This window comes from Flavobacterium tibetense, from assembly GCF_003293845.1.
GTDB lineage: Bacteria > Bacteroidota > Bacteroidia > Flavobacteriales > Flavobacteriaceae > Flavobacterium > Flavobacterium tibetense.
Window position 1 is genome coordinate 66,234 of the sequence record NZ_QLST01000012.1, and the last position, 21,001, is coordinate 87,234.

Genomic DNA, 21,001 nt, shown 5'->3' on the forward strand with positions numbered 1-21,001 from the left:
AATGAATACTAGATATTACGACCTAATTAATCAAACATTTTATTTTCCTCAAGAAGAGTTTACTTTAAACAAAGACAACCTTCAATTTCACGGTATTGATTTAATGAAATTAGTTGAGGAATATGGAACTCCGTTGAAATTTACTTATTTACCAAAGATTTCTAAAAACATCAACAGAGCAAAAATGTGGTTCAGAAATGCCATGGAAAAGCACGATTATGATGCTAAATATTACTATTGCTACTGTACTAAAAGTTCGCATTTTCAATTTGTTTTAAACGAAGCTTTGAAAAACAACATTCACATTGAAACTTCTTCTGCTTTTGATATTGATATTGTAGAAACTTTAATGGCAGAAGGGAAAATCAACAAAAACACATTTATAGTTTGTAATGGCTTCAAACGCGATCAATATGTTACAAATATTGCGCGCTTAATCAACAACGGACATAAAAACACGATTCCGGTAATTGATAATTTTGAGGAATTAGATTTATTGCAAGAGCAAATTGATGGAAAATTTAAAATCGGAATTCGAATTGCTGCTGAAGAAGAACCAAAATTTGAATTCTATACATCGCGTTTAGGAATTGGATATAAAGATATTGTTCCTTTTTACCGTAAGCAAATTGCTGAAAATAAAAAAGTAGAACTAAAAATGCTTCATTTCTTTATTAATGCAGGTATTCGTGACACTTCCTATTATTGGAATGAATTATTAAAATGTATGAAAGTGTACATTGCTTTGAAAAAAGAATGTCCGTCTTTAGATAGTTTAAATATTGGTGGAGGTTTTCCAATTAAAAATACGTTAGCTTTTGAGTACGATTACCAATATATGGTTGATGAAATCTTAAACCAAATCAAAATTGCTTGTGATGAAGCTGAAGTTCCAGTGCCACACATTTTTACTGAATTTGGTTCGTTTACCGTGGGTGAAGCTGGTGGAGCTTTGTACCAAGTGTTGTACCAAAAGAAACAAAACGATCGTGAAAACTGGAACATGATTGATTCGTCTTTCATTACTACTTTACCTGATACTTGGGCAATTAACAAGCGTTTTGTGATGTTGGCCGTGAATCGTTGGAACGAAACTTACGAACGCGTTTTATTAGGCGGTTTGACTTGTGATGGCGATGATTATTACAACTCCGAACAACACATGAATGCGGTTTATTTACCAAAATACAACAAAGAAAAACCATTATATATCGGATTTTTCAATACAGGCGCTTACCAAGAAACTATTGGTGGATTTGGTGGATTGAGTCACTGTATTTTACCACAACCCAAACACATTTTGATTGACAAAGACAAAAACGGCATTTTTGCAACAGAAGTATTTTCTGAGCAACAAAAAGCCGAAGACGTTTTAGAGATTTTAGGTTACAAAAAGAAACAAGAACAATAAAATTTAAAATAATGAGCAAAGGACCAGTTAGTCAGTTTATCGAGAAACATTATCTTCATTTCAATTCAGCCGCTTTAGTAGATGCTGCAAAAGGATACGAAGAACATTTATTAGACAACGGAAAAATGATGGTAACTTTGGCAGGTGCAATGAGTACAGCTGAATTAGGAAAATCATTAGCCGAGATGATTCGTCAGGATAAAGTACATATTATTTCTTGTACTGGAGCTAATTTAGAGGAAGATATTATGAATTTAGTTGCTCATAATTCTTATAAAAGAGTTCCTAATTACAGAGATTTATCACCACAAGAAGAATGGGATTTATTAGAAAACCATTACAACCGTGTAACTGATACTTGTATTCCAGAAGAAGAAGCTTTCAGACGTTTACAACAACATTTATTCGACATTTGGAACAATGCTGACTCTAAAGGAGAGCGTTATTTTCCGCATGAATTTATGTACCAAATGATCAATTCAGGCGTTTTAGAACAATATTACGAAATTGACCCAAAAGATTCTTGGATGGTTGCTGCTGCTGAAAAAAACTTACCAATTGTAGTTCCAGGTTGGGAAGATTCTACTATGGGTAATATTTTCGCTTCTTATTGTATTAAAGGACAATTTAAACCAACAACTACTAAAAGTGGAATTGAATACATGATGTGGTTGGCAGATTGGTATAGAGACAATTGCGAAGGCAAAGGAATTGGTTTCTTCCAGATTGGTGGTGGAATTGCTGGTGACTTCCCTATTTGTGTGGTTCCGATGTTATACCAAGATATGGAAATGCATGATGTACCATTTTGGGCGTATTTCTGTCAGATTTCAGACTCAACCACTAGTTATGGTTCGTATTCTGGAGCAGTTCCAAATGAAAAAATTACTTGGGGTAAATTAGATATTACAACTCCTAAATTTATTGTAGAATCAGATGCAACTATCGTGGCACCATTGATTTTTGCTTACATTTTAGGTTGGTAAAATAATTAAAAAAAAAATATCAGAAACTGTTTGATATTTTAATTTAGGATATTACATTTGACAAAAATAGAGATTAAACCCAAACCAATGAAAAGAGTAATTGTTGATTACGCTAAATTAACAAATGAAATCTTAACCTTACTAGTTGAGAAATTTCCAGACGGCTATGACGATTCGAATATCATTCGATTCAAAAACGCTAAAAATGAAACAATTGAAGCTGTAGAAGTACGAACTGAAGATACTATCTTCTTAGTAAAAGTAAGTACCAAACTAGCTGACAGAATTGAAAATTATGATGAAGATGATATCATAGAAACTCCAGATGATGATTCACTAGAAGCGTTAGGCGACTTGGAAATTGCTGACGAAAGCGACGAAGATTAAAAAATAAAAAAGAGATGAACACAAATTCATCTCTTTTTTTATACAATAACATAAAAAAATCCCGATTGCTCGGGATTTTATTTTTTATAATTCTTTGAAAATCGTATGCATCAAACGTTTTTTGTCGTTGATACTCTCTTCTAAGGAAATCATTGTTTCTGTTCTGTAAACACCTTCAATATCATCGATCATGAAGATTACTTCTTTAGCGTGTTTGGTATCTTTTGCTCTAATTTTACAGAAAATATTGAATTTTCCAGTAGTTACGTGAGCAACCGTTACAAACGGAATCTGATTGATACGCTCTAAAACAAATTTAGTTTGCGAAGTGTTGTGAAGAAAAACTCCAACATAAGCAATAAAAGAATAGCCTAATTTTTCATAATCAAGAGTTAATGAAGAACCTTGAATAATTCCTGCATCTTCCATCTTTTTAACACGAACGTGAACTGTACCCGCTGAAATCAATAATTTCTTAGCAATATCCGTGAAAGGAATTCTTGTATTATCAATCAACATGTCTAAAATTTGATGATCTACTTCATCTAATCGAAACTTACTCATAAAGTGCTTGTATAATTAATTTTAAATTTAACGCAAAAGTATTAAAGAAATTGCAATCCGTTATCAAATTTTAACAATTTATTTAAATAAAAATTAGCTTTGTGGTTAATTTTTGGAAAATTTCCTGATTCTGAACTAAAAACCATTTGTTGCGCATCATACTCCAAATGTCCTTTAACAGTATCTAAATCTTCAACTTGAATAATTTTAGCCTCAAACTTAATTTGATTGTTTTCAAGTTTTTCATCGAATTGGGCTGCAAAGGTAATTATTTTTTCTTCATCATTGCTAATAATTTTGACATTTCTGTAAATAAAATCGAAAAAACACTTCGAATTTTGCGGAATATTCAAGTATACTTCTAATTCATTACCAACTTCACTATTACTCTTCTCTGAAAATGAACTCAATAACGCAACAAATACCATTTTACGAACTTCTTCTCTTTGGTAATCATTTGAGTAATGTCCAGCTTCAAATAAAATCGTTGGAATACCAATGCTCGTAGCATAATCACCAATACAATTGATATTAAACGAATCATCAAAACGTCCCACATGATTGGGTATGTGTTTTTGGAGCTCTAGATTCATTGTGTTAATGATTTTTACAGCTTTTAAGCGCGTTTCATTGAAATCCCTATATTCATTATAAGCTGGAGCTAAAAAAGACATGGTAGCAGGCAATTGAAAGCCTTCCGTACCAAAAATAGTACGTTGATCGTGCAGATTATAAGCTAAATCCGGTTGAAATTCCAACAATAAACTTCTAAGTAACTTACTTTCTGGCTGCGTAATAGCGAATGCATCTCGATTTAAGTCAATTTCATTCGCATTTACCCTAGTGTAAGCAGCAGCGCCATCTGGATTTAATATTGGAATACATTTAATAGTATATTGGGACAAGATTGTTTCTGCCAATGGTTCTTTAGAAACCAAAAAGTTTAAAAAGTCAAAAAAACCTTTGGTTGTCGTCGCTTCGTTTCCATGCATTTGTGACCACATCAAAACTTTTGTTTTTCCTGTTCCAATAGTAATAGAGTAGATAGAATTATCTAAAACAGATTTTCCTTCATCATGAATTAAGCATTCATTTTGAAATTTTTCAAATAAAGGTTTAATGGATTCATTGGTAATATAACGACCTTTTAATTCGTCTACTAAAAACTGAGTTGCCAATTGCTTCATTGGTACAAAATTATTTTTTACAAATGTAAACAACTTATTTTTTACAATTGTAAACATGGAAAAACATTCATTAATTTACATTTGTAATCTAGTATTTTACTGGATCAACACCAACTCCTCTTAATCCTTACTATAACAATATACATTTGTAAAATTAAGAATCATGTTATTTTAAATCAGTTAGTTATATATATCTGTATAAACTAAAACTTTATATTTAAATTACTAATTACAATTGTAAATTTGGTTTATTCCATATTAATGTTTACATTTGTAACTTGTTACAGACTAATCTACAATTTACAATGGTAAACACAGACGATTTCATTAAACGACTAGAAAAAATACTCGAATATTACAGTTTATCGGCTTCTACTTTTGCAGATCAGATAGGCGTGCAACGTTCCAGTTTGTCTCACCTACTCTCTGGTAGAAACAAACCCAGTTTAGATTTTGTAATGAAAGTGGTTGAAGTTTTTCCTGAAGTAGATTTGTATTGGTTACTCAACGAAAAAGGAAATTTCCCAAAACAAAACGATTGGGAACAAAAGCAAGCACCTACTCCAATTCCTGAAAAACAAACCGAAAATAAAAAAGAGGAAAGTTTAGATTTATTTTCAACAGCAAAAGCAAACGAGGAAAAAAGTAGTTCAAACGCAATTGATAATATAGTGTCGACGATTTCATCCCCTAATCAGCAAGCTGAAATTGAGCGCATTGTTATTTTCTTCAAAAATGGCAGTTTTAAAAACTATGAACAATAAAAAAAGCGTCGCTTAGCAACGCTTTTCTTGAATAAGTAAAAAACAACTAACACAATTATTAAGGGATAAACGAACTTTATTCTAATGATTATGCAATTGAGACAGCATTTCCTAATATCTTGTTAGGTCTGTGTATTAACTAGGTTCATAGCAATTTTTCCCACGTTATTTCTTGAATTTAAAACAGAAGTAAAATTTATATTTACTAAACAACTGTCTCTTGCAAATGAATAAGAAAAACTTTCTTTCTTTATCATTTACGACAAAAAATAAACTTTGGTTTTTAAAAACTAAAAATCACTAAAACTTTTTTCTGGAAATTTACCCACTACTCCAACATACTTGGATTTCAATACTTTAAAATCGGTTTCAATATCGCCTGTTGGTTGAAATAATGGCATTAATTGTACTTCCTTTTTTCCATAATCAAAAGCAACAGGTAAAATAGGAACATTGGCTTTCAATGCGATGTAGTAAAATCCAGTTTTCCATTCGGTTACTTTTTTGCGGGTTCCTTCTGGAGCAATGGCTAAGCGGAATTCATCTTTCTTTTCGAAAATGGAAGCAATAGCATCTACTTTGTTCTCGTTTTTTTGACGGTTTAGTGGGGTTCCGCCCATCCATTGGAAGTAATAATTTAAAGGAAAAACAAACAATTCTTTTTTTCCAACAAAGTTCATTTCTAATTGTACAATTCCTCTGGTAAAAACACCAAGGAAAAAGTCATACCAACTCGTATGCGGTACTACAATCATTACACATTTTTTTACGTTGGCATCAATAGAACCAACGATTTTCCATCCTAATACTTTGAAAAAAATGAATTTGTAGAGTAATTGCTTCATCAAAATTTTATTTGAAGCAAAAATAAAATTATATTTACGATTACAAAGAAAAAAACTATGGTGAAGCGCATTTTAAGCTATTTACTTCCAATTAAAATTTACCAAAGAAAATCTTCAATTAGCAAAAAACTTGAAGTTACCTGGAATAAAGGACAATTGGTTTTAGATTCTGAAAACACGAATTATTCCTACGGAAGTTTGGAGCGAATTCTTCGTAAAGGCTTACTTTACATAGGTTTTGACCGAATTAAAAAATTTGAAAATGTTCTTGTTTTAGGAGTTGCTGGCGGAAGTGTAATTAAAACCTTAACTCAGGAAGTGAAATTTAAAGGCAAAATTACGGGTGTAGAAATTGATGAAACTGCAGTTGAAATTGCTAAAAAATTTTTCGAATTGGATCAAATTCCAAACCTAAATTTAGTGGTTGATGATGCGTTTGAATTTGTTCTAAAAACCAAGGAAAAATATGATTTAATCATCATTGATGTCTTTCAAGATACCAAAATGCCTAACTTTTTATTTGAAGATTTTTTTATTAATAGAGTTAATTTTTTACTTCAAGTAAATGGATTTATCTTGTTTAATACTATGGTTTTAAGTTTTACTGATAAAAAGAGAAATGCTACTTATAAAACGAAATTCAACGATAATTATTCCGTTCGCTTGTATCCAAAAGTGGAAACTCACAATGAGTTGTTTACGATTAAAAAATTAGCTTGATTATTTTGAGAAATAATAAAACATAAAAATAACAACTAAAATTTTAAAATAGTAAAATAAAAATAAATAATATTTATCGTAATACTCATATTTTATTGGATTCAATGAATCAAAATCAATTGAAAAATACGCAGTCAACAAATCAACTCCATAGTATGTAAATAGAATTTGAATAATTTGAGTAAAAAAGAAAAATCCTCCTAAAATTATTAGTGTATTATGATTAATTAATCTATTCATGAAATACAAAATGCCAATATAAATGAAAAGCAACGTTGATAAAAAATTAACAGCTTCTTTTCCAAACACTATAATCAAAGGCTCTACTTCATAAAACAACAATCCTATTTCAAAGAAACCATCAAGTAAATAGGCTAAAGAACTTGCAGTGTAATAAAGCAAAAAACCTATTCCAAAATGTAATATTACTTTTTTCTTTTCCATTATACCAATTTCCTAGCTTTTTCTAAATCTTCTAAAGTATCTATTCCAATACTTCCGTGTGTTGTTTCAACCATTTTAATTCTTTTGCCGTATTCCAAATAGCGGAGTTGTTCTAATTTTTCAGAAGCTTCTAAAGAAAGCATTGGTAAACGATAAAAATCGAGCAAAGCGGCTTTTCTGAAAGCATAAATTCCAATGTGTTTCATATAACGAACGCCTGCATGTTCATCTCTAGGAAAAGGAATCACAGAACGCGAAAAATAAAGCGCAAAACCTTGTTGGTCCGTAATAACTTTTACGTTATTTGGATTGTTAATTTCTTCTTTATCCGTTATTTGAAACATTAAAGAAGCTAAATCTACTTGTTTATTGGTATCGTTTTTAAAAATAGCAATTAGTTCTTCCAAAGGTTTCTTATTGATGAACGGTTCATCGCCTTGAACGTTTACTACTACATCCACTTCCATATTTTCAACGGCTTCAGCAATGCGGTCGCTCCCACTTTCGTGTTCTTTTATGGACTTAATTGCTTTTCCTCCATTTTTTTGGATTTCGTCAAAAATGAGTTGGGAATCCGTTACCACAAATACGTCATCAAATAATTGTGTGGCAACAGCTGCTTCATACGTTCTTAAAATAACGGTTTTTCCACCCAAATCTTGCATTAATTTGGCAGGAAAACGCGTTGAGGCATAACGCGCAGGAATTACAGCGATAATTTTCATATTTATATTTTTTTTTGCCACGAAGCCACGAAGGCGCTAAGTTTTTAATTTTTGTATACTAATTCAGTACTTTTTACTTTTTTTAATTCAACAGCATCATTTAATGAAAAATTGGAATACGTTTCGTTTAAATCAAACTCATAAACTTCAATTTTATTATTGGAATAGTTTAAAATATGCTTCATACAATCATCAAAAGTTATATAAATTTCTTTATCAAACTTTTCTATAAAACCAACGTCTTTGTTATCTATAATTACAAAATAATTGTCAGATTTGTCAATTTTATAATATAGTTCTTGAAAATCACCATATTTATCTTCAATTGCCATCAAATTTAATCCATACAAAATAAATAAAAAAGCAACTGAAACTAGCACAGCAACACCAATTATTATTTTAGTTACAATTTTCATTTAATATAATGTTTGTTACAAATGTATTAATTTTCACAAAATCTTCTTCTTCCTTAATAACGACTAAAGAAATTTCCTTAAATGAAGTATAAGACAATAAATATCTAATCTTCCCACTTCTTTGAATTTTCTTAAAATGTAAATTTTTACTATCTATGTTTTTTGCTAGAATTTCTGAATTTATTAATGAATCTCCTCTATAGTTGTTTTTGATAATTCTTTTTTCTTCAAAATCTATTATAATTTCTGAATAGTAAATAAATGAAACAACTCTAAAAACAAAATATGTTAAAAGAATTAATAACGAAATCAGTATTGATAAAACTATATTGACAAAGAAAAACAAGATAAATGCTGGTAAAACATATAAAATCAATTCTTTCCAACTAAAATCTTGCTTTGTATTAATTCGCAGTTGTGTTTTATCAAGAAAAATTTTAAGATTCTCCTTTATTTTTAAACTCATAAAATTATGCATCATAGTTTGTTTAACAAAAAAACATTTTTCTGTAAACTTCTTATTTAAAAAACTCCTCTTTAAATCCGATTAAATAGACTTTTTCTTGTGCTCGGGTCAATGCGGTGTACAACCAACGAATGTAATCCACATCGATTCCATTTGGTAAATAAGGTTGTTCTATGAAAACGGTTTTCCATTGACCACCTTGCGATTTGTGACATGTGATGGCATACGAAAACTTCACTTGTAACGCGTTGAAATGTGGATTTTCTTTTACTTTTTGCAATTTTCTGTATTTGGAAGTTTCTTCTTCGTAATCTAGTAACACTTCTTGGTACAATTTATTACTTTCTTCATACGTTAATGAAGGTGATTCGCTTGTAATAGTGTCCAATAATAAAATGGTGTCAAAAGGTTTTTGATTGGGATAATCGACCATTCGCACTTTTACGGTTGCAAATTTGAACCCATACAATTCCTGAATTTTTCTTATTTCCAAAACTTCAATGATATCGCCATTAGCAATAAATCCTGCTTCTGAATCAGCTGTGTCTTTTAACCAGAAATAATTGTTTTTTACCACCATTAGGTAATCGCCTGTTGACAATTCGCTTTCTTTGGATAAAATGGAAGTTCGTATTTGTTGGTTGTATTGATTCGCTCTTTTATTGGAACGCACAATAAAAACAGTTTCTTCTAAACCATTGGTATCATAAGCGCTGTGAATGGCATCCTGAATTTCGTAGCCGTCTTGTAAACGAACGATATCTTTAAATCCTTTGATATTAAATTGGAATGTATCCAAAAAATGAGAATTTAGTAATTCACGTAATTCAGTAGCATTATGGAGAATTCCTGAACCTTCGGCTTGACGCATTACTTCATCTAATTCGATATGATGCACCGTTTTATTGTAATGTAATGACAGAGCATCAATATCCAAAGCCGGACTTACCGACATATTTACGGGTGGTAACTGAGCGGTATCTCCTATTAATAACAGTTTGCAATTGGTTCCAGCTTCTACATAAAAAAACAAATCATCTAACAAAGAACCATTGGCATACAATTTTGTGTCTTGCGAATGATCTGAAATCATAGAAGATTCATCTACTATAAATAAGGTGTTTTTAAATTTATTAGGTTGCAAAGTAAAACTCACACCACCTGATTGATTTTTTTTTGGAAAATAGATTCGTTTGTGAATAGTAAAAGCAGGTTTTCCTGAATAATTACCAATTACTTTTGCTGCTCTTCCAGTGGGTGCAAGCAATATATATTTCGTTTCTACGTTTTTTAATTGAGCTACTAATGTGGCTACAATCGTAGTTTTACCCGTTCCGGCATATCCTTTTAAAACAAAAACATCTTGATTGGTTGCATTTATGACATAATCTGCAATTTTTTGGAAGAAAATATCTTGTTTTAAAGTGGATTCAAAAGGAAAATTTTGACGTAACGTTTTGTAAAACAGAGTAGAATTCATCTTGACTTTATTTGGCTGAGATATTTTTTCAAAGATACAGATGATTTTTATAAGATTTTCTTTTGAGTAGAAAAAAAAATTGTAGATTTGCGTACCTATAAACTAAAAAGTATAATATAATGTTAGTATTATTAATCTATGTTGTAATCACTTGCCTTGTAGCGGTAGGTTTAGTAAAAGTAATTGATAAATTTTTACCTGCAGGCTCTAGAACAGTCGTATCTATTGTATTATGGATCATTTGTATTGGACTATCTTATTTAATTTATGCTTCTGTGATGAAGCCAATTGAATTTACAAAAGTTAAAGAAGAACGTTATGAAGCTGCTGTTAGAAAATTGTTAGATATCAAAAAAGCGCAACAAGGATATAAAACTGTAAATGGTAAGTATGCAGATTCTTTTGACGAATTGGTTCGTTTTATTGAGTCTGAAAAATTTGCTATCATTTCAAGAAAAGATACCGCTGTAATTGATGCAGACAAAAATAGAGCTTTTGGAATCACAACTGATGCTTCTGGTCAAGGAGGTTTCTTTAAAGACATCGTTGTTATTGATACTTTAGGATATGTTTCTGTTAGAGACTCATTATTCAAAAATACAGAGCGTTATAAGAGATTGAACGTGGTTAAAATTGGTGACGTTGAAGTCCCTGTAACCATGAAAACTGGACATGTTTATAGAAATGAGACTAAAATATATGTATTTGAGGCTGTAATTGATAAAAATGCTTTATTAGCAGATTTAGATCAAGAATTAGTTGCTAACGAAAATAAAGTGAAGTCAATTGATGAAATCAATGGCGATAAAATCACTTTAGGTTCTTTAGAAGAAGCAGCATTAACAGGAAACTGGCCTAAAAAATATGGTAATAACGACTAACGATATTACACAAAAAACGTACAGAAAATTGTCCATTCAGGTTTCCTTGAGTGGACTTTCTTTTTGTGTGTTTGATTTAATAACACATAAAATCATTGCTTTTAATGAAGTGGTGTTTTCTGATAATCAAGTGATTGAAGAACAACTTTGGAAAGCTTTTGTTACGTTCCCAATTTTAACCAATACGTATGACGAAATTGTGGTCATACATAATAATCATTTAAACACCTTTGTTCCTACTTCGCTTTTTAATGAAAATTATTTGGGAAGCTACTTGCAATATAATGTAAAGGTTTTTGAAAGTGATTTGTTTGCATACGATAAGTTAAGTACTTATGAGGTTAATAATGTTTACGTGCCTTATGTTAACATTAATAATTTTCTATTAGACCAATTTCAAAGTTTTGAATACTGCAACAGCAATACTATTTTGGTTAAGAAATTATTGGATTTTTCATCAAAACAAGCTGAAAAAGAAGTTTTTGTTCACTTACAAGAGAATCATTTTGAGATTGTCATTTTAAAAAATCAGGAATTGGTTTTGTTTAATTCTTTTGAGTATCAAACCATTGAAGATTTTATTTATTATATTCTATTTACTTTTGAACAGCTGCAATTAAATCCAGAAATTGTACCTTTACATTTATTAGGAATTTGTAATAAAGAAGATGAATTCTTTAAAATTGCCTATAAATACATTAAAAATTGTGATTTATTAGACGTTACCCAACAAGTAGCAACTTTAGATCAAACGCGCACTACCGTTCGAAAACACTTTATTTTATTCCATTCATGAGAATTATTTCTGGCAAATACAAAGGGCGCCGTTTAGTTGCACCAAAAAAATTACCTGTTCGTCCTACAACCGATATGGCCAAAGAAGCTTTGTTCAATATTCTAAACAACTACTTCAATTTTAGTGAATTACGAATTCTTGAGCTTTTTGCCGGAACTGGAAATATTAGTTACGAATTTGCTTCAAGAGGTTCCAAACCTATTACTTGTGTAGATGCTGATTTTGGTTGTGTAGCGTTCATAAAAAAAACAGCCACTGAATTTGATTTTGATATTACCGCTCTAAAAAGTGACGTTTTTTCTTATTTGGAAAGATGTAACACGAGCTTTGATATTGTTTTTGCTGATCCACCGTATCATATTACCCAACAAGATTTTGAGAAAATTGTGAGTTTAGTATTCGAAAGAGAAATTTTGGAAGAAGATGGCATGTTAATCATAGAACATTCCAAAGACACCAAATTGGAACATATGATGCATTTTTCATTTGCCAAAACCTATGGCGGAACTACTTTTTCTTTTTTCGAAATTGAATCTGAAGAAGAAGAAGATTTTGAAGAAGAAGACGAAGAAAATCTATAATTTTTTAAAAAAAGCAGACCTATAAGCCGGATTCTGTTTCCAATAAATTGGAACCTTATCATTTATCTAGTCCCGATATTACTATCGGGATCAAGCTGCCTACCCTTCAACATCGGGCGAGTAACCCTTATTTCGATTGCTCGAAAACTGCTGATATACTTGGCATTTCACCGCATAGAGTTTACCTGGTTTCACTACAGCATTACCTGTACATACTTTCTGTTGCACTTGTCCTTCCCGATAGCTATCGGGAGATGGGTGTTACCCACTATGCTACTCTTTGGTGTCCGGACTTTCCTCTCCTATTTTCATAGCAGCGATAAGGCGGTCTGCGGTGCAAATTTACAATAAAATAAAATAGCACAGATAGACTATTTAATGCTACTTTAACATAAGTTTTTAGAATAATTGGTTTAAAAATTGTAACTTTAAGATTATCAAACCATTAATTCAATATACCATGTCTAGAATATATCATTATGAAACTGTTTTAAAAGCATTGGCTATATTAAAAGAAAAAGGATTTACATACGATTTCAATCTTCATGATAAAGATATTGTAAGACATCCTGAAAATTACAAAATAATCCATATTTACCGTTATGAAGGCGATTCTAGTCCAGATGAGGAAGCTACGGTTTATGCTGTACAATCTAAATCAGGTAAAAAAGGTGTTTTTGTAACTGGTTTTGCAGCAAGTTCAACAGATGAAGCGACCAATGCACTAACAAATATTGTAATTAGGGACAATTGTTAAGTTTATTTACTAAAATTTGTGGATAACTTTTCCCATTTTTTACCAAATAAAAATACGTTCTTAAAAAACAAAAAATTATATTTGTAAGGCAAAAATCAATTGATGGAACAGTTTATCGTATCAGCCCGTAAATACCGTCCGCAAACGTTTAAAGATGTTGTGGGACAAAGTGCTATTACCAATACTTTATTGAATGCTATTGAGAATAATCACTTAGCACAGGCATTACTTTTTACTGGTCCTAGAGGTGTTGGAAAAACCACTTGCGCTAGAATTTTGGCACGAAAAATCAACCAAGAAGGTTATGACGACCCAAATGAAGATTTTTCATTCAATGTTTTTGAACTTGATGCTGCTTCTAATAATAGTGTTGATGATATTCGTAACATTATTGACCAAGTTAGGATACCACCACAAACTGGAAAATATAAGGTGTATATTGTGGATGAGGTGCACATGTTGTCTCAAGCGGCTTTTAATGCTTTTTTGAAAACATTAGAAGAACCACCTAAACACGCTATTTTTATCCTTGCAACTACCGAAAAACATAAAATTATTCCAACGATTTTATCACGTTGTCAGATATTTGATTTCAAACGTATTACGATTAAGGACGCGAAGGAACATTTGGCAGAAATTGCGAAAGAACAAGGGATTACTTATGAAGACGATGCGTTACACATTATTGCTCAAAAAGCGGATGGCGCTATGCGTGATGCACTTTCTATTTTTGATCGTGTAGTTTCCTATTGTGGTAATAATTTAACGAGACAAGCCGTTACAGAAAATTTAAATGTTTTAGATTTTGAATATTACATCAAAATCACTGATTTAATTATTGAAAATAATATTCCTGAATTACTAGTAGCTTATAATGATATTCTAGCAAAAGGTTTTGATGGACATCATTTTATTGCTGGTTTGGCTTCGCATTTTAGAGATTTATTGGTATGTAAAAATCCAGCGACTTTAACTTTATTGGAAGCTGGAGAACAAGCACAACAATTGTATTATACACAATCGCAAAAGACGTCTCAGCAATTTTTGTTAGAAGCTATTGAATTGGCAAATGCTTGTGATTTCAAATATAAAAACAGTCAAAATCAACGCTTGTTAGTTGAACTTTGCTTGATGCAATTAGCCTCCATTCTTTTTGATGGAGAAAAAAAAAAGCTAAGTCATTCGTAATTCCAGCTACTCATTTTAAAACACAAAGTTATTCTATTGTTGAAGCAACAAAAGAAAAAGCTACTGTATCTCCAACGCAAGTAGAAAACACAAACGAAGTTACAACTACAACTACAATTGAAAAAACTTCAGTTGAAACCGCAATTGTAACAACTCAAAACGAAATTGCACAAGTTGTTACAAAAACTTCTGAGAAATTTACGTCCAGTCAAATTACTAACCCATCGACTGGAACAAAAATTTCAGCACTTTCTTTATCTAGTATTAAGATAAAAAAAGAATTGGAAGCACAACACGCCATTCAAGTAAAACCTGGTGATTCATTACCAACTGAGCCTTTTAATGAAACGGATATGCTGTTGCTTTGGAATAAATTTGCGCAGCGCTTAATGGATCAAGGAAAACGTTTAATGGCAACTTACATGCAAATGAACGATCCTGTTTTAAAAGGAACAACTATTGTTTTAGAGTTGCCAAACCAAAGTACGAAAGAAGAATTTCAAACGGGTTCCAATGAATTATTAGGCTATTTGAGAGGAAAACTACACAATCATGATATCGTAATTGAGATTCACGTAAATGAAGCAACGGAAACAAAATACGCATTCACACCACAAGAAAAATATGAGCGTTTGAAACAAATTAATCCAAATTTAGATTTGTTGAGAAAGACGTTTGATTTGGATGTTTAATTAAATCTTCCCATAATACATAGCTTTCACAATGCCATCTGACAATCCAATTTTTGGAACAAAGATTTGTCGGGCACCACTCCATTTCATGGCATTCAAATAAATTCTTGTAGCAGGAATAATTACATCGGCACGATCGGGATTTAATCCTAACTCGGCAATTCTTTGCTCGTATGTCATGTTACTCAACTTTTGGTATTGGGCATTCAAATACATATACGACAACGGCTTTTCTTGATTTTTCTCAGATAATTTGAACAGTTTATTAATATTTCCACCTGAACCAATTAGAGAAATTTCTTCATAAGGAGCCACTACATTTTTAATCCATTTTTCAATTTCAACCCAAACAATCTCGGAAACCATGTTGTTTAACAAGCGAACGGTTCCATTCTTGAAAGATTTGGATGCAACTATTTTTCCATCATGAAATAAGGAGAATTCGGTACTTCCACCACCAACATCTACGTACAAATACGTTTTATTGGCATTGATGAATTGTTTTAAATCGGATGCCGCAATAATGGCAGCTTCTTTTTTACCATCAATGATTTCGATTTTAATGTCTGTCTTCTTTTTTATTAGAGCTACAATTTCAGCATTGTTGTAAGCTTCACGCATGGCTGATGTTGCACAAGCTTTGTATTGTTGTACTTTATGCACTTTCATTAACAAACTAAACGCTTTCATAGCGTCTACCATTCGTTCGATGTTTTCATCAGAGATTTCTCCAACTGTAAAAGCATCTTGGCCTAAACGAATTGGTACTCGAACTAACGAACTTTTGTTGAATTGGGTTGGTTGTCCTTTTTGCTCTACAATATTGGTTACCAATAATCGCATAGCATTGGAACCTATATCAATAGCGGCATATTTCTTTAATGTGATCATTTTGGTGCTATTATGAAGAAGTAAAAAATTAAATTTTTTCTGTAACTACTTCTAACTTATTTCGGTAATAATTATATAATTCTAATTGTGCTCTAAATGGTTTTTCTTCACCATTTTTTCTGTATTTATTTCTCAAATCTTCTGAGTGGTATCTTGCTTTTACATTAGCTTTCCAGCCAATATCAAAAACTTCAATTAATTCTTCTTTAATTCTTTGGTCATAAATTGGGCAAGTTACTTCTACTCTAGCGTCTAAATTTCTTGTCATAAAATCAGCTGATGATATATAAACTTCAGGATTGTTATCATTACAAAAAACGTAAATTCTAGAATGCTCCAAGTAATTATCTACTATACTAATGGCTTCGATATTCTCGCTCATTCCTTTTACACCTGGAATTAAACAACAAATTCCTCTGATTACCAATTGAATTTTTACTCCTGCATTACTTGCATCATATAATTTGTCGATCATTTTATAATCGGTCAAACTATTCATCTTCAATTTAATGCATGCTTCTTTTCCTGAAAGTGCATTCATTATTTCACGATCAATTAGCTTGTAAAATTTGGTTCGTGTGTAATGAGGCGAAACAAATAAATGTTTGTATCGATGTACTTTATAGTTGACTTCAAAAAACTCAAATACTTTAATACAATCTTTTAAAATGAATTGATTTGCTGTAAATAAAGTCACATCAGTGTAAATTTTAGCCGAATTTTCATTGAAATTTCCTGTAGAGATAAATCCGTAACGCTTCACTTTACCTGCTTCTAAGCGTTCAATAACACAAACTTTACTATGAACTTTTAATCCTTTTACTCCAAAAATCAGCTCAATTCCTTCGGTTTGCATTTGTTCGGCATATGAAATGTTACTAGCTTCATCGAATCGTGCTTGTAATTCGATTTGAACTGTAACTTTTTTTCCATTTTTTGCTGCATTGATTAACGAACTAACAATTTGTGAATTTTTTGCCAATCGATACAACGTAATTTTAATAGTAACCACTTTTGGATCTAATGCTGCTTCACGTAAAAACTTAATGATGTAAGAAAACGATTGATATGGTGCATGCAATAAATGATCTTGCTGTTTTATTTTTTCTAAAATACTTCCTTCCAATGACAAACCTGGAATGGGTAATGGTGCATTTTGTTTGTATAATAAATCGTATCTACCCAAATTTGGAAAATTCATGTAATCTCTTCGGTTATGATACCTTCCGCCCGGAATGATACTATCAGAACTATCAATTTTCATTCGTTCCAAAAAGAAAGCCAACGTATCATTTTCAATGGCTTGATCATAAACAAAACGAACGGTTTCTCCTATTCTACGTTCTTTAACACTATCCGAAATTTTTTCAATTAAACTTTTTGATAAATCGCTATCAAATTCCAATTCGGCATCACGAGTAATTTTAATCATGTGAGCAGAAATAGATTGGTAATCAAAAATATTGAACAAATAATTTAGATTATAACGAATTACGTCATCTAATAATATGATGTGTTGTTTTTCAGAATTTGAAGGCAATACAACAAAACGGTTAATCGTGTTTGGAATTTCAACTACTGCATAACGAATTTCATCTTTTTCATCTTCATCGGATGAATTCATTACTAATTTTACTGCCAAATATCCAGAAGTATCTTTTAAAAGCGGGAATTCTGTTAAATCATTCAACATAATAGTTACCACGGCCGGACTCACCTTTTGAATAAAAAATTCGCGAATAAAATTTTCTTGTTCGCGAGAAATTTCTTTTTCATTAATGATGAAAATATTTTCTTCTTCTAGTTTTTGTTCAATTTCACTCAGAATTCTTAAACTTTCAGATTGCTGTTGGATAACAATTTCAGTGATTTCTTTCAATAGTTTATCTGGAGAGATTCCTCCCAAAATTTTTTCAGCGTCTGCATTTTCAAATTTAAGTCTTCGAATTGCGGCATAACGCACTCTAAAGAATTCGTCCAAATTATTGGAAAAAATCCCTAAAAAACGTAATCTATCTAATAATGGTACTGATGAATCTGCTGCTTCCTGTAAAACTCTGGCGTTGAATGTAAGCCAACTCTTTTCTCTATCAATGTATTTGTTCATGTTTGAAATCTCTTGGGAAAACCGTTTTCAATGTGCTTCCTTTTTTCAAATCATTCCAGTTTTCAATATCAAATTGTAGTGACACAACCCCTGATGTTGGAACGTTTTCAATAAAAAGATTTCCAAATTTATTAACAAAATTTGTAATAGCTTCATTATGTCCAAAAAGAATTAGATTATCATACCTATTTTCACATTTTTTTATGATTTCAGTCAGTTTTTTATCATCAAAAGTGTATAAATCCTCCTTGACTATTACATTTTCAAAAGGAATCATCAAATTTTGAGAAAAAATAATGGCAGTTTCTTTCGTTCTTCTTGCGCTACTACACCACACAATGTATGTTTTAGGTAAATAGTTCTCAATTTTTGAGGAAATTAAGTGTGCATCATGAATTCCTCTACTTGCTAATGGTCGGTCAATATCCTTTAGAGGCATATCCCAACTTGACTTTGCATGTCGGATTAAAACTAAATTTTTCATAAGCCTACGTTTTAGTTTTATAAAGTAACGCATTTTTTTTCAAAGAGTTAACACTAAAAAATCAAAAAAAATGTTAATTCAAAGATTATTTAATACAATTCATCGAAAATATATACATCTTGTACACAAAGTAAAATGTATTTTATTAATTTAGCCCTCCAATTGGTTAACAAACGCCCCGTTTGAACTTTAATTTACTCCACCTAAGAGTGAATAGATTTATTTCAATATAATTATTTCATTAATTAACTTTTTACTTGAATACTTTTCAAGAATTTTTCGGCTCCAAACTTTTCTAATCTACTGGATTTTATCCCCAAGTATATCATTATCCTTTTCTACATTTTGGACAATTTATTGTTTAACAAAAAGTAGAGGTTATGAAAGCAAAAATTACGTTTTTAATGTTTTGTTTGTTTTGTGGAATATCGTGGGTAAACGCGCAATTTTCCTCTGACAGACCTGATTTACGCTTATGCGGATCAGCACCGAACTATTATTTAGACTATTTCAATTGTACTTCCAACAATTATACTTTAGATGATGTTTTTTTAAGTTTAACAGATGTTAATGGAGTTCCATTGAATAATACAACATGTACACCAGGAGTTCCTGAAACTATGTATGTGATGCTAAATTATACATCAAATTCAAACAGCAATATTTATCACACAAGAATGTTCGCTGATTTAATTATCGATGGTGTTATAACTCAATTGAATGTTAATTTAGGAACTGTTGCCCCTGGTTCAGGTCAACGCTTATTATATGGCCCATTCACATGGATTTGTGGCCAAGAAATGATACTAGATAAAATCTTAATAGTATGGAGAACCAATGGGGATAATAATGAGTTAGTACCTTATGTTTGTAATTCCTATAACAAGGCACAATGTGAATTACCACAAGGAGTTGTGATTTCAGCTCCACTTGCGGTACAATTCACTTATACAGGTTGTTCGGAAGGAAACCAAACAACCATTTATTTTGATTCAACAACAAATGGTGGTATCCCTCCTTATTCTTTTGCATGGGATTTTGATTCCAATGGAACAACAGATTCTACTCAAGAAAATCCAACCTTTGTCTATAACAACTCCGTTTCCAATACAGCCACTTTAACTGTAACTGATTCCAATGGGCTAACTAATAGCTATGTAGTAATAATTAATTATCCTACAGAATTACAAGTTAGTGGTCAAGTGACTGGATTAACTTGTATTGACGGATCTACTGGAGCAATCGATTTAAGTGTCTCTGTTGGAAATCCACCTTATACTTATAGTTGGAGTAACGGCGCTACTACTCAAGACATAAACAATTTAGCTATTGGAAATTATCAAGTTACTGTAACAGACAGTATTGGATGTACAAAAGTTGCTAATTTCTCAATAAACCCAATTGTATGCTGCGAGTTTAGTGTGACTTGTCCAACATTTCAACCATTAACACTAGAGTGTTACGATTTATTACCCTCTGCAACAATAATTTCAATTGCTGATTTTGAAGCATTAGGAAATGGAGATGGAATAATCGGAAATAATCCTTGTGGTATAATTGAAATTACAGCTTCAAATAGTACTTATTTAGGTTGTAATTCCGAAGTAATTAGAACATACACTATTACAGAATATGAAGACACCAATGATAATGGTATTAGAGATTTAGGAGAAAATACCGTCTTAAATACTACTACATGTTCTCAAACAATTATAATAAATGATACTACTGCACCAACAATCACAATTTCGGCTACTGATTTAACCGTAGAATGTGATGGTAGTGGAAATGTAGCCGAACTTAATGCGTGGTTAGCTGCCAATGGTAACGCTTCCGCTTCGGATAGTTGTTCTTCAGTAACTTGGAGCAATGATTTTACTTCAGTTTCAGCTGCTTGTGGAGCTACTGGTTCAGTAACCGTAACGTTCACCGCTACTGATGATTGTGGAAATTCAGAATCAACTTCTGCTACTTTTACTATTCAAGATACTACTGCACCAACAATCACAANTTTCGGCTACTGATTTAACCGTAGAATGTGATGGCAGTGGCAATGTTGCTGAACTAAACGCGTGGTTAGCTGCCAATGGTGGCGCTTCTGCTTCGGATAGTTGTTCTTCAGTAACTTGGAGCAATGATTTTACTTCAGTTTCAGCTGCTTGTGGCGCTACTGGTTCAGTAACCGTAACGTTCACCGCTACTGATGATTGTGGAAATTCAGAATCAACT

Annotated in this window: 22 protein-coding genes, 1 other RNA gene and 1 pseudogene; 12 read left to right on the plus strand and 12 right to left on the minus strand. The window is 31.5% G+C overall.

All coding sequences use genetic code 11. The features are described from left to right. Position 1 precedes the first annotated feature (1 nt). The 3 genes and pseudogenes from DPN68_RS10210 to DPN68_RS10220 all read left to right on the plus strand — a co-directional run. The gene (locus tag DPN68_RS10210) at positions 2-1,411 is read left to right on the plus strand and encodes an arginine decarboxylase (protein WP_113989555.1); all 1,410 of its coding nucleotides are present in this window, start codon (positions 2-4) and stop codon (positions 1,409-1,411) included. 11 nt (positions 1,412-1,422) lie between these two features. Further along, positions 1,423-2,397: a deoxyhypusine synthase family protein gene (locus DPN68_RS10215; protein WP_113989556.1), complete on the plus strand. Its 975-nt coding sequence runs from the start codon at positions 1,423-1,425 to the stop codon at positions 2,395-2,397. An 87-nt stretch (positions 2,398-2,484) separates the two neighbouring features. Then, positions 2,485-2,781: pseudogene (locus DPN68_RS10220) on the plus strand (DNA primase); the annotation flags it as partial. Positions 2,782-2,868: 87 nt separating this feature from the next. On the opposite strand, the gene DPN68_RS10225 reads toward DPN68_RS10220, so the two are convergent. Together DPN68_RS10225 and DPN68_RS10230 are read right to left on the minus strand one after the other, a co-directional pair. Continuing rightward, on the minus strand, positions 2,869-3,348 hold the full coding sequence (locus DPN68_RS10225) for an Lrp/AsnC family transcriptional regulator (RefSeq protein WP_113989558.1): 480 nt from the start codon (positions 3,346-3,348) through the stop codon (positions 2,869-2,871). A gap of 41 nt (positions 3,349-3,389) precedes the next feature. Continuing rightward, positions 3,390-4,592: a M14 family metallopeptidase gene (locus DPN68_RS10230; RefSeq protein WP_162298411.1), complete on the minus strand. Its 1,203-nt coding sequence runs from the start codon at positions 4,590-4,592 to the stop codon at positions 3,390-3,392. Positions 4,593-4,840: 248 nt separating this feature from the next. Between DPN68_RS10230 and DPN68_RS10235 the strand changes: the two genes are divergently transcribed. Beyond that, positions 4,841-5,299, plus strand: coding sequence for a helix-turn-helix domain-containing protein (locus tag DPN68_RS10235; RefSeq protein WP_113989559.1), 459 nt, complete (start codon positions 4,841-4,843; stop codon positions 5,297-5,299). A gap of 290 nt (positions 5,300-5,589) precedes the next feature. Here DPN68_RS10235 and DPN68_RS10240 read toward each other — a convergent pair whose 3' ends face one another. Beyond that, a complete protein-coding gene (locus tag DPN68_RS10240; protein WP_113989560.1) occupies positions 5,590-6,144 on the minus strand; it encodes a 1-acyl-sn-glycerol-3-phosphate acyltransferase in 555 nt (184 codons plus the stop codon). A 57-nt stretch (positions 6,145-6,201) separates the two neighbouring features. Between DPN68_RS10240 and DPN68_RS10245 the strand changes: the two genes are divergently transcribed. Then, positions 6,202-6,864: a spermidine synthase gene (locus DPN68_RS10245; RefSeq protein WP_113989561.1), complete on the plus strand. Its 663-nt coding sequence runs from the start codon at positions 6,202-6,204 to the stop codon at positions 6,862-6,864. On the opposite strand, the gene DPN68_RS10250 is transcribed toward DPN68_RS10245, so the two are convergent. The 5 genes from DPN68_RS10250 to DPN68_RS10270 are packed head-to-tail and all read right to left on the minus strand — an operon-like array spanning position 6,865 to position 10,395. Further along, positions 6,865-7,308 carry a hypothetical protein gene (locus tag DPN68_RS10250; protein WP_113989562.1) on the minus strand — a complete coding sequence of 148 codons (444 nt, stop codon included), beginning with the start codon at positions 7,306-7,308 and terminating at the stop codon, positions 6,865-6,867. Next, positions 7,308-8,033, minus strand: a complete 726-nt coding sequence (kdsB, locus tag DPN68_RS10255) for a 3-deoxy-manno-octulosonate cytidylyltransferase (protein WP_113989563.1) — start codon at positions 8,031-8,033, stop codon at positions 7,308-7,310. The genes DPN68_RS10250 and kdsB overlap by 1 nt, the downstream gene beginning before the upstream one ends. A gap of 44 nt (positions 8,034-8,077) precedes the next feature. Next, positions 8,078-8,449 (minus strand): hypothetical protein, encoded by a 372-nt coding sequence (locus tag DPN68_RS10260; protein ID WP_113989564.1) that lies wholly within the window; start codon positions 8,447-8,449, stop codon positions 8,078-8,080. Next, positions 8,433-8,930, minus strand: coding sequence for a hypothetical protein (locus DPN68_RS10265; RefSeq protein WP_113989565.1), 498 nt, complete (start codon positions 8,928-8,930; stop codon positions 8,433-8,435). The genes DPN68_RS10260 and DPN68_RS10265 overlap by 17 nt, the downstream gene beginning before the upstream one ends. A 37-nt stretch (positions 8,931-8,967) precedes the next feature. After that, complete coding sequence (locus tag DPN68_RS10270; RefSeq protein WP_113989566.1) at positions 8,968-10,395, minus strand: ATP-dependent DNA helicase; 1,428 nt, start codon at positions 10,393-10,395, stop codon at positions 8,968-8,970. 119 nt (positions 10,396-10,514) lie between these two features. Between DPN68_RS10270 and DPN68_RS10275 the strand changes: the two genes are divergently transcribed. The 3 genes from DPN68_RS10275 to rsmD are packed head-to-tail and all read left to right on the plus strand — an operon-like array spanning position 10,515 to position 12,653. Next, positions 10,515-11,276: a hypothetical protein gene (locus tag DPN68_RS10275; RefSeq protein WP_113989567.1), complete on the plus strand. Its 762-nt coding sequence runs from the start codon at positions 10,515-10,517 to the stop codon at positions 11,274-11,276. Further along, positions 11,260-12,072, plus strand: coding sequence for a DUF3822 family protein (locus DPN68_RS10280; RefSeq protein ID WP_113989568.1), 813 nt, complete (start codon positions 11,260-11,262; stop codon positions 12,070-12,072). Before DPN68_RS10275 ends, DPN68_RS10280 begins: the two co-directional genes overlap by 17 nt. Then, positions 12,069-12,653 (plus strand): 16S rRNA (guanine(966)-N(2))-methyltransferase RsmD, encoded by a 585-nt coding sequence (rsmD, locus tag DPN68_RS10285; protein ID WP_113989569.1) that lies wholly within the window; start codon positions 12,069-12,071, stop codon positions 12,651-12,653. The genes DPN68_RS10280 and rsmD overlap by 4 nt, the downstream gene beginning before the upstream one ends. A 6-nt stretch (positions 12,654-12,659) precedes the next feature. On the opposite strand, the gene rnpB is transcribed toward rsmD, so the two are convergent. Next, positions 12,660-12,989: RNase P RNA component class A (gene rnpB, locus DPN68_RS10290), an RNA gene on the minus strand. Positions 12,990-13,113: 124 nt separating this feature from the next. Between rnpB and DPN68_RS10295 the strand changes: the two genes are divergently transcribed. From DPN68_RS10295 to DPN68_RS10305, 3 genes are all read left to right on the plus strand, one after another. Next, entirely contained in the window at positions 13,114-13,410 is a 297-nt protein-coding gene (locus tag DPN68_RS10295) for a hypothetical protein (RefSeq protein ID WP_113989570.1), read from the plus strand. 102 nt (positions 13,411-13,512) lie between these two features. After that, positions 13,513-14,598 (plus strand): DNA polymerase III subunit gamma/tau, encoded by a 1,086-nt coding sequence (dnaX, locus tag DPN68_RS10300; RefSeq protein ID WP_113989571.1) that lies wholly within the window; start codon positions 13,513-13,515, stop codon positions 14,596-14,598. A gap of 281 nt (positions 14,599-14,879) precedes the next feature. After that, the gene (locus DPN68_RS10305) at positions 14,880-15,290 is read left to right on the plus strand and encodes a DNA polymerase III subunit gamma/tau (RefSeq protein ID WP_239987081.1); all 411 of its coding nucleotides are present in this window, start codon (positions 14,880-14,882) and stop codon (positions 15,288-15,290) included. Here DPN68_RS10305 and DPN68_RS10310 read toward each other — a convergent pair whose 3' ends face one another. The 3 genes from DPN68_RS10310 to DPN68_RS10320 are packed head-to-tail and all read right to left on the minus strand — an operon-like array spanning position 15,291 to position 18,772. Further along, positions 15,291-16,181, minus strand: coding sequence for a Ppx/GppA phosphatase family protein (locus DPN68_RS10310; RefSeq protein ID WP_113989573.1), 891 nt, complete (start codon positions 16,179-16,181; stop codon positions 15,291-15,293). 28 nt (positions 16,182-16,209) lie between these two features. Further along, positions 16,210-18,288: a polyphosphate kinase 1 gene (gene ppk1 / locus DPN68_RS10315; protein WP_113989574.1), complete on the minus strand. Its 2,079-nt coding sequence runs from the start codon at positions 18,286-18,288 to the stop codon at positions 16,210-16,212. Beyond that, positions 18,272-18,772: a SixA phosphatase family protein gene (locus DPN68_RS10320; RefSeq protein ID WP_113989578.1), complete on the minus strand. Its 501-nt coding sequence runs from the start codon at positions 18,770-18,772 to the stop codon at positions 18,272-18,274. Before DPN68_RS10320 ends, ppk1 begins: the two co-directional genes overlap by 17 nt. Positions 18,773-19,572: 800 nt before the next feature. Here DPN68_RS10320 and DPN68_RS10325 point away from each other — a divergent pair. Next, the gene (locus DPN68_RS10325; protein ID WP_449404202.1) at positions 19,573-20,796 is read left to right on the plus strand and encodes a PKD domain-containing protein; all 1,224 of its coding nucleotides are present in this window, start codon (positions 19,573-19,575) and stop codon (positions 20,794-20,796) included. Positions 20,797-21,001 lie beyond the last annotated feature (205 nt).

Excerpts from the sequence above, each read along its gene's own strand:
- DPN68_RS10260 (WP_113989564.1), bottom strand. The coding sequence starts at position 8,449 with ATGAAAATTGTAACTAAAATAATAATTGGTGTTGCTGTGCTAGTTTCA.
- DPN68_RS10245 (WP_113989561.1), top strand. The coding sequence starts at position 6,202 with ATGGTGAAGCGCATTTTAAGCTATTTACTTCCAATTAAAATTTACCAA.
- DPN68_RS10310 (WP_113989573.1), bottom strand. The coding sequence starts at position 16,181 with ATGATCACATTAAAGAAATATGCCGCTATTGATATAGGTTCCAATGCT.
- DPN68_RS10295 (WP_113989570.1), top strand. The coding sequence starts at position 13,114 with ATGTCTAGAATATATCATTATGAAACTGTTTTAAAAGCATTGGCTATA.
- DPN68_RS10210 (WP_113989555.1), top strand. The coding sequence starts at position 2 with ATGAATACTAGATATTACGACCTAATTAATCAAACATTTTATTTTCCT.
- DPN68_RS10320 (WP_113989578.1), bottom strand. The coding sequence starts at position 18,772 with ATGAAAAATTTAGTTTTAATCCGACATGCAAAGTCAAGTTGGGATATG.
- rsmD (WP_113989569.1), top strand. The coding sequence starts at position 12,069 with ATGAGAATTATTTCTGGCAAATACAAAGGGCGCCGTTTAGTTGCACCA.
- kdsB (WP_113989563.1), bottom strand. The coding sequence starts at position 8,033 with ATGAAAATTATCGCTGTAATTCCTGCGCGTTATGCCTCAACGCGTTTT.
- dnaX (WP_113989571.1), top strand. The coding sequence starts at position 13,513 with ATGGAACAGTTTATCGTATCAGCCCGTAAATACCGTCCGCAAACGTTT.
- DPN68_RS10280 (WP_113989568.1), top strand. The coding sequence starts at position 11,260 with ATGGTAATAACGACTAACGATATTACACAAAAAACGTACAGAAAATTG.
- DPN68_RS10240 (WP_113989560.1), bottom strand. The coding sequence starts at position 6,144 with ATGAAGCAATTACTCTACAAATTCATTTTTTTCAAAGTATTAGGATGG.
- DPN68_RS10265 (WP_113989565.1), bottom strand. The coding sequence starts at position 8,930 with ATGATGCATAATTTTATGAGTTTAAAAATAAAGGAGAATCTTAAAATT.
- DPN68_RS10270 (WP_113989566.1), bottom strand. The coding sequence starts at position 10,395 with ATGAATTCTACTCTGTTTTACAAAACGTTACGTCAAAATTTTCCTTTT.
- DPN68_RS10215 (WP_113989556.1), top strand. The coding sequence starts at position 1,423 with ATGAGCAAAGGACCAGTTAGTCAGTTTATCGAGAAACATTATCTTCAT.
- DPN68_RS10235 (WP_113989559.1), top strand. The coding sequence starts at position 4,841 with ATGGTAAACACAGACGATTTCATTAAACGACTAGAAAAAATACTCGAA.
- DPN68_RS10275 (WP_113989567.1), top strand. The coding sequence starts at position 10,515 with ATGTTAGTATTATTAATCTATGTTGTAATCACTTGCCTTGTAGCGGTA.
- DPN68_RS10225 (WP_113989558.1), bottom strand. The coding sequence starts at position 3,348 with ATGAGTAAGTTTCGATTAGATGAAGTAGATCATCAAATTTTAGACATG.
- DPN68_RS10250 (WP_113989562.1), bottom strand. The coding sequence starts at position 7,308 with ATGGAAAAGAAAAAAGTAATATTACATTTTGGAATAGGTTTTTTGCTT.
- DPN68_RS10230 (WP_162298411.1), bottom strand. The coding sequence starts at position 4,592 with ATGTTTACAATTGTAAAAAATAAGTTGTTTACATTTGTAAAAAATAAT.
- ppk1 (WP_113989574.1), bottom strand. The coding sequence starts at position 18,288 with ATGAACAAATACATTGATAGAGAAAAGAGTTGGCTTACATTCAACGCC.